This is a genomic window from Dietzia sp. E1 (genome assembly GCF_014145015.1).
GTDB lineage: Bacteria > Actinomycetota > Actinomycetes > Mycobacteriales > Mycobacteriaceae > Dietzia > Dietzia cinnamea_A.
Window position 1 is genome coordinate 1 of sequence record NZ_JAALDU010000307.1, and the last position, 1,336, is coordinate 1,336.

At 71.4% G+C, this 1,336-nt stretch carries 1 protein-coding gene and 1 pseudogene; both read right to left on the bottom strand.

Annotated features, from left to right (window positions below):
* On the bottom strand, positions 1 to 972 hold a 972-nt coding region (locus G6030_RS10685; protein WP_241724303.1), incomplete at its 3' end, for a 1-deoxy-D-xylulose-5-phosphate synthase N-terminal domain-containing protein.
* 118 nt (positions 973 to 1,090) lie between these two features.
* Positions 1,091 to 1,336 (bottom strand): annotated as a pseudogene (locus G6030_RS10690) (class I SAM-dependent RNA methyltransferase); the annotation flags it as partial.

Sequence of the window (1,336 nt, forward strand, 5' to 3'; positions counted from 1 at the left end):
CACCGAGGTCCAGTCGACGGACGACGAGGTCGACAGCGGCTTGCCCGTCTCGGGGTCGATCACCCCGGTGGCGTGCATCTGATCGGCCTCGTTGTTCTCCGCGTGGACGTAGCCCATGCCCTTGCGGGTGACCACGTGGACCACCACGGGGCCCCCGAAGTCCTTGGCGAGCCGGAGCGCCGCCTCGGTGGCGGCGAGGTTGTGCCCGTCGACCGGGCCCATGTACTTGAGGCCGAGGTCGGCGAACAGTTCCTGCGGCGACACGACGTCCTTGACGCCGGCCTTGATCCCGTGCAGTACCGAGTAGACCGCCTTGCCGACGACGTCCTTGCGGGCGGTCAGGGCGCTCTTCGTGCGGTCCATCGCCTTCTCGTACGCGGGCTGCAGACGCAGCGCGCCCAGCCGCTCGGCGAGACCGCCGATCGTCGGCGAGTACGAGCGGCCGTTGTCGTTGACCACGATCACCATGGGCCGGTCCTTCGCGGCCGCGATGTTGTTGAGCGCCTCCCACGCCATACCGCCGGTCATCGCCCCGTCACCGATCACGGTGACGACGGTCCGGTCGCGCTCGCCACGCAGCGCGAAGGCCTTGGCGAGCCCGTCCGCGTACGACAGCGACGCGGTGGCGTGCGAGGACTCGACGATGTCGTGCTCGCTCTCCGCCCGGCACGGGTATCCGGAGAGGCCGCCGCGGGTGCGCAGCCCGTCGAAGCGGTCCCGCCGCCCCGTGAGCATCTTGTGGACGTACGACTGGTGTCCGGTGTCGAAGACGATCGGGTCACGCGGCGAGTCGAACACGCGGTGCAGGGCGACCGTCAGTTCGACGACGCCCAGGTTGGGTCCGAGGTGCCCGCCCGTGGCCGCGACCTTGCGGATGAGGAACTCACGGATCTCGCCGCACAACCGGCCCAACTCGTCGGGTCCGAGCCCCCTGAGGTCGGAGGGGCCGTTCACCTGATCGAGCACGCTCATTGCTGTCGACTGCCCCTTCCCTGTCCGACACCCCGATGGGTCGAATCGCCAGTCTACGGGCTGAGGGCCCGCGGGCTCGCCCTCGGTCGGTGGGTCGGCCGCCGACCAGCGTGGCGGTTCAGCGTCCGCCCGGGGCATCCAGCACCGCGATCCCCTCGACATGGTGGGTACCGGGGAACGCGGCGACGCCCCGCAGGTCCGTCAGCGTCCACCCGGCCGCCACGAGCGCGCCGACGTCCCGGGCCAGACTCGCGGCGTCGCAGCCGACGTGGACGATCCGCGACCGGGTCACCTCCGCCAGGCGCTGCATGACGGGGATGCCGGCGCCCCCGCGCGGCGGGTCGAGCACCACGACGTCGGAGGC